This is a genomic window from Micromonospora maritima, assembly GCF_902825405.1.
GTDB lineage: Bacteria > Actinomycetota > Actinomycetes > Mycobacteriales > Micromonosporaceae > Micromonospora > Micromonospora maritima.
Genome location: NZ_CADEAU010000307.1, coordinates 1 through 6,623, shown reverse-complemented (window position 1 = coordinate 6,623; position 6,623 = coordinate 1). Strand labels below are relative to the sequence as shown.

Below are 6,623 nucleotides of genomic sequence, written 5' to 3'. Positions count from 1 at the left end.
CGCGCGGGTGCCGCTCGGCCCGGCCGGCCAGGTGCTCGGCGACGACCTGGTCGCCGCGTACGTGGATCGGGCCGCCGCCGTGGTGGACCCGGCCGGGCCCCGGGACCTGAAGGTCGCGTACACCCCGCTGCACGGGGTGGGCGGCGCGGTGCTGACCGCCGCGTTCGCCCGGGCCGGCTTCGGGGTGCCGGGCGTGGTGCCGGAGCAGGCCGAACCGGACCCGGCGTTCCCGACCGTGAGCTTCCCGAACCCGGAGGAGCCGGGCGCGGTGGACCTGCTGGTCGCGCTCGCCGACCGCACCGGCGCGGACATCGCGATCGCCAACGACCCGGACGCGGACCGCTGCGCGGTGGCCGTACGCGACGCCGGCTCCTGGCGGATGCTGCGCGGCGACGAGGTGGGCGCGCTGCTCGCCGACCACCTGATGCGGCGCGGGGTGACCGGGCTCTACGCCACCACCATCGTCTCGTCGACGCTGCTGCGGGCCATGGCCGGGGCGCGGGGGCTGCCCTACGACGAGACGCTCACCGGGTTCAAGTGGATCGTCCGGGCCGGTGGCGGCCGGGAGCCGCTGGCGTACGGCTACGAGGAGGCGCTGGGCTACTGCGTCGCGCCGGGGCACGTCCGGGACAAGGACGGCATCACCGCCGCGCTGACCGTCGCCGAGCTGGCCGCCGGGCTCAAGGCCCAGGGCCGCACGCTCACCGACCGGCTGGACGAGCTGGCCGCCGAGTTCGGCGTGCACCACACCGACCAGCTCTCGGTGCGGGTGGAGGACCTGCGGGTGATCGCGGACTCGATGGCGCGGGTGCGGGCGGCCACCCCGACCGCGCTGCTCGGGCACCCGGTCACCGAGACGACCGACCTGCTCCCCGAGGCGGACGTGGTGATCCTGCGCACCGACGCCGCCCGGGTGGTGATCCGGCCCTCCGGCACCGAGCCGAAGCTCAAGGCGTACCTGGAGGTGGTGGAGCCGGTCGCCGACGGCGACGTGGCCGCGGCCCGGCGCCGCGCCCGGGCCGCCGTCACCGAGCTGCGCAACGAGATCGCCGCCGCGCTCGGCCTCTGACCACGGATGCAAGGAAGGGCCCCTTGTTAACGCCAGGCGTTAACAAGGGGCCCTTCCTCTACCTGAGGCGTTAAAAGGGGGCCCTTCCTTACCGCTTGCCGAGGGCGGCGTCGACGGCCTGGCCGAGGGCGGCGATGACCAGGCTCACCGACGGGCGTACCACGCTGTCGTCCAGGCTCACCGTGCCGGAGAAGCCGGCGCCGGCCGCGATCTCCTCCAGGCGCTTGCCGGCGTCGTCGGCGGCGGCGCCGGTCAGCCCGAGCGCCGGCTCCATCCGCAGCACCGCGACGAGCGTGGCCAGCGCGGCGGTCCGCTCGTCCGGGAGCTGCCCGCTGGTCAGCGCGTCGGCCAGCCGGCGCCGGATGTCCGCCTCGACCGAGGCGTCAGCCACCGGGTAGCGGTGCACGTGGATGAAGCCCAGCTCGGTCTCGTCCACGTCGCGGACCACGCCCCGGCCGCAGAGGTCGCCGAGGATCCGGTCGCGCAGCCCGTGCCGCAGCCGCTGCACCCAGGACGAGGGCGTGTGCGGGGTGTCCGCGGCGATCTTGGCCAGCACCGCGTCCGCGATCGGCTCGCCGGTCGGCGCGGGGTCGACCACCGCCAGGTTCCCGTCCACGTACGCGACCCGCCCGGCCAGGGCCAGCTCGACCAGCACCGCGGCGGCCATGCCCAGGTCCAGGCTGATCCGCGGCATGGTCGCCTTGCCGGATTCGTCGTCATACGCGAGGAGCAGCAGCTCCTCGGCGAGCGCAACACCAGTCATGGCCCGGAACGCTAGCGCCTCCCCGCACCCGCGCGCATCGACTCGCCGGTGCCGCCCGATTCGTGCGGAGAGGGGCCCTCCGAGACGGAATGGGCCCCTCTACGCGCGTCTGTGCATGGATCAGAAGCGGGGCATGCCGCCGAACTGGCGGTCACCGGCGTCGCCGAGGCCCGGCACGATGAACATCCGGTCGTTCAGGCCCTCGTCGATCGACGCGGTGACCAGGCGCAGCGGCAGGCCGGACTGCTCCAGCCGCTCGATGCCGACCGGCGCGGCCAGCACGCAGAGCACGGTGATGTCGGTGCAGCCCCGGTCGGCCAGCAGCCGGCAGCAGTGCTCCAGCGAGCCGCCGGTGGCGAGCATCGGGTCCAGCACCAGCACCGGCAGGCCGCTCAGGTCCCGGGGCAGCGACTCCATGTACGCCCGCGGCTCGTACGTCTCCTCGTCGCGGGCCAGGCCCACGAAACCCATCGACGACTCGGGCAGCAGGTCGAGCGCGGCGTCGGCCATGCCGAGACCGGCCCGCAGCACCGGCACCAGCAGCGGCGGGTTCGCCAGCCGGGTGCCCTCGGTGTCGGTGACCGGGGTCTGGATCGAGTACTTCTCGACCGGGAAGGAGCGCGCGGCCTCGTACACCAGCATGGTGGTGAGTTCGCGCAGCGCGGCCCGGAACGACGCGGAGTCGGTCCGGGCGTCCCGCATGGCGGTCAGCCGCGACTGGGCGAGCGGATGGTCAATGACGTGTACGTCCACGATCGCTCAACCTACCGGTCCCCGGCCCGGCGCACGGCGGGTGCGGCCCGACCAGCGACGCCGCTCACGTGCGGCGCTCACCACCGGTCCGCCGTGAGCAAGATCACTCGACTCGCGGGTGCGTACTATTCGGGGCATGACGGCGACAGCGACGTCGGCCCGGTCGGACCTCTCCGAGCTGGGACGATCCGAGACCGCTCTGCGGACCTTCCTGCACGGCCTGCCGGGCGTGGACCAGGTCGGCGCGGAGCAGCGGGCGGCACAGCTCGGCACCCGCTCCATCAAGACCACGGCCAAGGCCGAGGCGATCGACCTGGCGATCCGGATGGTCGACCTGACCACGCTGGAGGGCGCGGACACCCCGGGCAAGGTGCGGGCGCTGGCCGCCAAGGCGCTGCGCCCCGACCCGTCCGACCCGAGCTGCCCGCACGTCGGCGCGGTCTGCGTCTACCCGGCGATGGTGCCGCACGTGGCCGAGGTGCTGGCCGGGTCCGGCGTGCACCTGGCCAGCGTGGCGACCGCGTTCCCGTCCGGTCAGGCGCCGCTGGAGATCAAGCTGGCCGACACCCGGGCCGCCGTTGCGGCCGGTGCGGACGAGATCGACATGGTGATCAACCGGGGCGCGTTCCTGGCCGGGCGGTTCAAGGAGGTCTACGACGAGATCGTGGCCACCAAGGAGGCGTGCGGGGACGCGCACCTCAAGGTCATCCTGGAGACCGGCGAGCTGGCCACGTACGACAACGTGCGGCGCGCGTCCTGGCTCGCCATGCTGGCCGGCGGCGACTTCATCAAGACCTCCACCGGCAAGGTCCCGGTCGCGGCCACGCTGCCGGTGACGCTGGTGATGCTGGAGGCGGTCCGCGACTTCCGCGCCGCCACCGGGCGGCAGGTAGGCGTCAAGCCGGCCGGCGGCATCAAGACCACCAAGGACGCGATCAAGTACCTGGTCATGGTCAACGAGACCGTCGGCCCGGACTGGCTCGACCCGGACTGGTTCCGGTTCGGCGCGTCCAGCCTGCTCAACGACCTGCTCATGCAGCGCACCAAGCTGACGACCGGCGTCTACGCCGGCCCCGACTACTTCACCCTGGACTGAACGCGATGTTCGAATACGCACCCGCCCCCGAGTCGCGCTCGGTGGTGGACATCAAGCCCTCGTACGGGCTCTTCGTCGACGGCGCGTTCGTCGACCCCACCGACGGCGGCAGCTTCAAGTCGGTCAACCCGGCCTCCGAGGAGGTCCTGGCCGAGATCGCCGAGGCCGGCAACGAGGACGTGGACCGCGCGGTCCGCGCCGCGCGGACGGCGTACGAGAAGGTGTGGGGCCCGATGCCGGGCCGGGACCGGGCCAAGTACCTGTTCCGGATCGCCCGGATCATCCAGGAGCGCTCCCGCGAGCTGGCCGTGCTGGAGTCGCTGGACAACGGCAAGCCGATCAAGGAGTCCCGCGACGTCGACCTGCCGCTGGTCGCCGCGCACTTCTTCTACTACGCCGGCTGGGCGGACAAGCTCCCGTACGCGGGCTTCGGCCCCGACCCGAAGCCGCTCGGCGTGGCCGCGCAGGTCATCCCGTGGAACTTCCCGCTGCTCATGCTGGCCTGGAAGATCGCCCCGGCGCTGGCCGCCGGCAACACGGTGGTGCTCAAGCCGGCCGAGACCACCCCGCTGACCGCGCTGCTGTTCGCCGAGATCTGCCAGCAGGCCGACCTGCCGGCCGGCGTGGTCAACATCGTCACCGGCGCCGGCGACACCGGCCGCGCGCTGGTCGAGCACCCGGGCGTGGACAAGGTCGCGTTCACCGGCTCCACCGAGGTGGGCAAGGCCATCGCCCGCGCGGTCGCCGGCACCCGCAAGAAGCTCACCCTGGAGCTGGGCGGCAAGGCCGCCAACATCGTCTTCGACGACGCCCCGATCGACCAGGCGGTCGAGGGCATCGTCAACGGCATCTTCTTCAACCAGGGGCACGTCTGCTGCGCCGGCTCCCGGCTGCTGGTCCAGGAGTCGGTCGCCGACCGGGTGCTGGAGTCGCTCAAGCGCCGGATGGCCCAGCTGCGGGTCGGCGACCCGCTGGACAAGAACACCGACATCGGCGCGATCAACTCGGCCGCCCAGCTGGCGAAGATCCGCGAGCTGTCCGAGGTCGGCGCCGCCGAGGGGGCGGAGCGCTGGTCGCCGCCGTGCGAGCTGCCCGAGCGCGGCTTCTGGTTCGCGCCGACCATCTTCACCGGGGTCACCCAGGCGCACCGGATCGCCCGCGAGGAGATCTTCGGCCCGGTGCTGTCCGTGCTCACGTTCCGCACCCCGGCGGAGGCCGTCGAGAAGGCCAACAACACGCCGTACGGGCTGTCGGCGGGCATCTGGACCGACAAGGGCTCCCGGATCCTGTGGACCGCCGACCGGCTGCGCGCCGGCGTGGTCTGGGCCAACACGTTCAACAAGTTCGACCCGACCTCGCCGTTCGGCGGCTACAAGGAGTCGGGTTACGGTCGCGAGGGCGGCCGGCACGGGCTGGAGGGGTACCTCAATGTCTGAGCGGGTCGCGGTACGCAAGACGTACAAGCTCTTCATCGGCGGGAAGTTCCCGCGCAGCGAGTCGGGACGGTCGTATCTCGTGCAGGACTCCAACGTGTCGCTGGCCTCCCGCAAGGACGCGCGGGACGCGGTCGTGGCCGCCCGCGCCGCGGTGAAGGGCTGGGCCGGGGCGACCGCGTACAACCGGGGTCAGATCCTCTACCGGGTGGCCGAGATGCTGGAGGGCCGGCGCGACCAGTTCGTCGCGCTCGGTGCGCCGGCCGACGAGGTGGACGCCGCGATCGACCGCTGGGTCTGGTACGCCGGCTGGTCGGACAAGCTCCCCCAGGTCTACGGCGGCGCGAACCCGGTCGCCGGCCCGTACTTCAACCTGTCCGCGCCGGAGCCGACGGGCGTGGTGGCCGCGGTGGCCCCCGAGGCCCCGGCGCTGCTCGGCCTGGTCAGCGTGATCGCCCCGGCGATCGTCACCGGCAACACCGTGGTGGTGGCCGCCTCCCCGGCGGCCCCGCTGGCGGCGGTGACCCTGGCCGAGGTGCTGGCCACCTCCGACCTGCCCGGCGGCGTGGTCAACGTGCTGACCGGCCGGCTCGCCGAGACGGTGCCGACGCTGGCCGCGCACATGGACGTCAACGCCGTCGACCTGACCGGTGTGGCCGACGCCGAGCTGGCGGCGGAGCTGGAGGTCAAGGCCGCGGAGAACCTCAAGCGGGTGCTGCGGCCGGCCCCGGCGGACCACGACTGGTACGCCGACCCGGGCCTGACCCGGATGACCACGCTCCTGGAGACCAAGACCGTCTGGCACCCGAAGGGCGTCTGACCCGCACCACCTCCGCCGTGGTGGCATCGCCCCACCCCCGATGCCACCAAGATCGACACCAGTTCCCCGGGGTGGGGGCATCCGATCGGGCGAGTCGGCGCCACTTCCCCGAACTGGCGGAGCGCTCCGAGATCCACGCTGGTTCCCCGGAGTGGCGGCGGCCACCCGACCAACGGACGGACGGGTCTACTACGGGGGGTAGGATTGATGGGTGACTCGGCTGGGGGACCTTGAGCGTGCGGTGATGGACGTGCTGTGGGATTCGGCGTCCGCCGCGTCGGACGGCGTGACCGTGCGCGAGGTCGCCGACGCCCTGGACGGGCGGGAACTGGCCTACACCACGGTGATGACCGTGCTCGACCGGCTCGCCGGCAAGGGCATGGTGCAGCGCGAGCGGGAGGGGCGGGCCTGGCGCTACCGTCCGGCCGCCACCCGGGAGGCGCACATCGCCCAGCTCATGCTCGACGCGCTCGACCTCGGTGGCAGCAGGGACGCCGCGCTGGTGCGCTTCGCCCGGTCGGTCACCGGGACGGAGGCGGACGTACTCCGCGCCGCCCTCGCCGCCGAGGCGGGTCTCACCGACCCGGCCCGAGCCGGCGAGACCGGGCGCACCGACCCGAACCGTGCCGCCGGAGCCGGGCGCACCGATCCGGCCCGACCCGGCGAGGCCGGGCTGACCGACCGCGTCG

The 6,623-nt window shown here is 73.3% G+C and carries 7 protein-coding genes; 5 read left to right on the top strand and 2 right to left on the bottom strand.

The features are described from left to right. A partial coding sequence (locus HUW36_RS22665) for a phosphohexomutase domain-containing protein (protein ID WP_484502600.1) occupies positions 1–1,069 on the top strand: 1,069 nt, incomplete at its 5' end. Positions 1,070–1,157: 88 nt separating this feature from the next. Here HUW36_RS22665 and HUW36_RS22660 read toward each other — a convergent pair. Both HUW36_RS22660 and upp read right to left on the bottom strand, forming a co-directional pair. Continuing rightward, a complete protein-coding gene (locus HUW36_RS22660) occupies positions 1,158–1,832 on the bottom strand; it encodes a GOLPH3/VPS74 family protein (protein ID WP_174530021.1) in 675 nt (224 codons plus the stop codon). A 120-nt stretch (positions 1,833–1,952) separates the two neighbouring features. Continuing rightward, entirely contained in the window at positions 1,953–2,585 is a 633-nt protein-coding gene (upp, locus tag HUW36_RS22655) for a uracil phosphoribosyltransferase (RefSeq protein WP_174530020.1), read from the bottom strand. Positions 2,586–2,721: 136 nt separating this feature from the next. Here upp and deoC point away from each other — a divergent pair, with 136 nt between their 5' ends. From deoC to HUW36_RS22635, 4 genes are all read left to right on the top strand, one after another. Next, on the top strand, positions 2,722–3,681 hold the full coding sequence (gene deoC / locus HUW36_RS22650) for a deoxyribose-phosphate aldolase (protein WP_174530019.1): 960 nt from the start codon (positions 2,722–2,724) through the stop codon (positions 3,679–3,681). A gap of 5 nt (positions 3,682–3,686) precedes the next feature. Next, positions 3,687–5,117: an aldehyde dehydrogenase family protein gene (locus tag HUW36_RS22645; protein ID WP_174530018.1), complete on the top strand. Its 1,431-nt coding sequence runs from the start codon at positions 3,687–3,689 to the stop codon at positions 5,115–5,117. Continuing rightward, positions 5,110–5,934, top strand: a complete 825-nt coding sequence (locus tag HUW36_RS22640) for an aldehyde dehydrogenase family protein (RefSeq protein WP_174530017.1) — start codon at positions 5,110–5,112, stop codon at positions 5,932–5,934. The genes HUW36_RS22645 and HUW36_RS22640 overlap by 8 nt, the downstream gene beginning before the upstream one ends. A gap of 211 nt (positions 5,935–6,145) precedes the next feature. Next, positions 6,146–6,623, top strand: a 478-nt coding sequence (locus HUW36_RS22635; RefSeq protein ID WP_246248283.1) for a BlaI/MecI/CopY family transcriptional regulator, incomplete at its 3' end; no start/stop codon positions are given.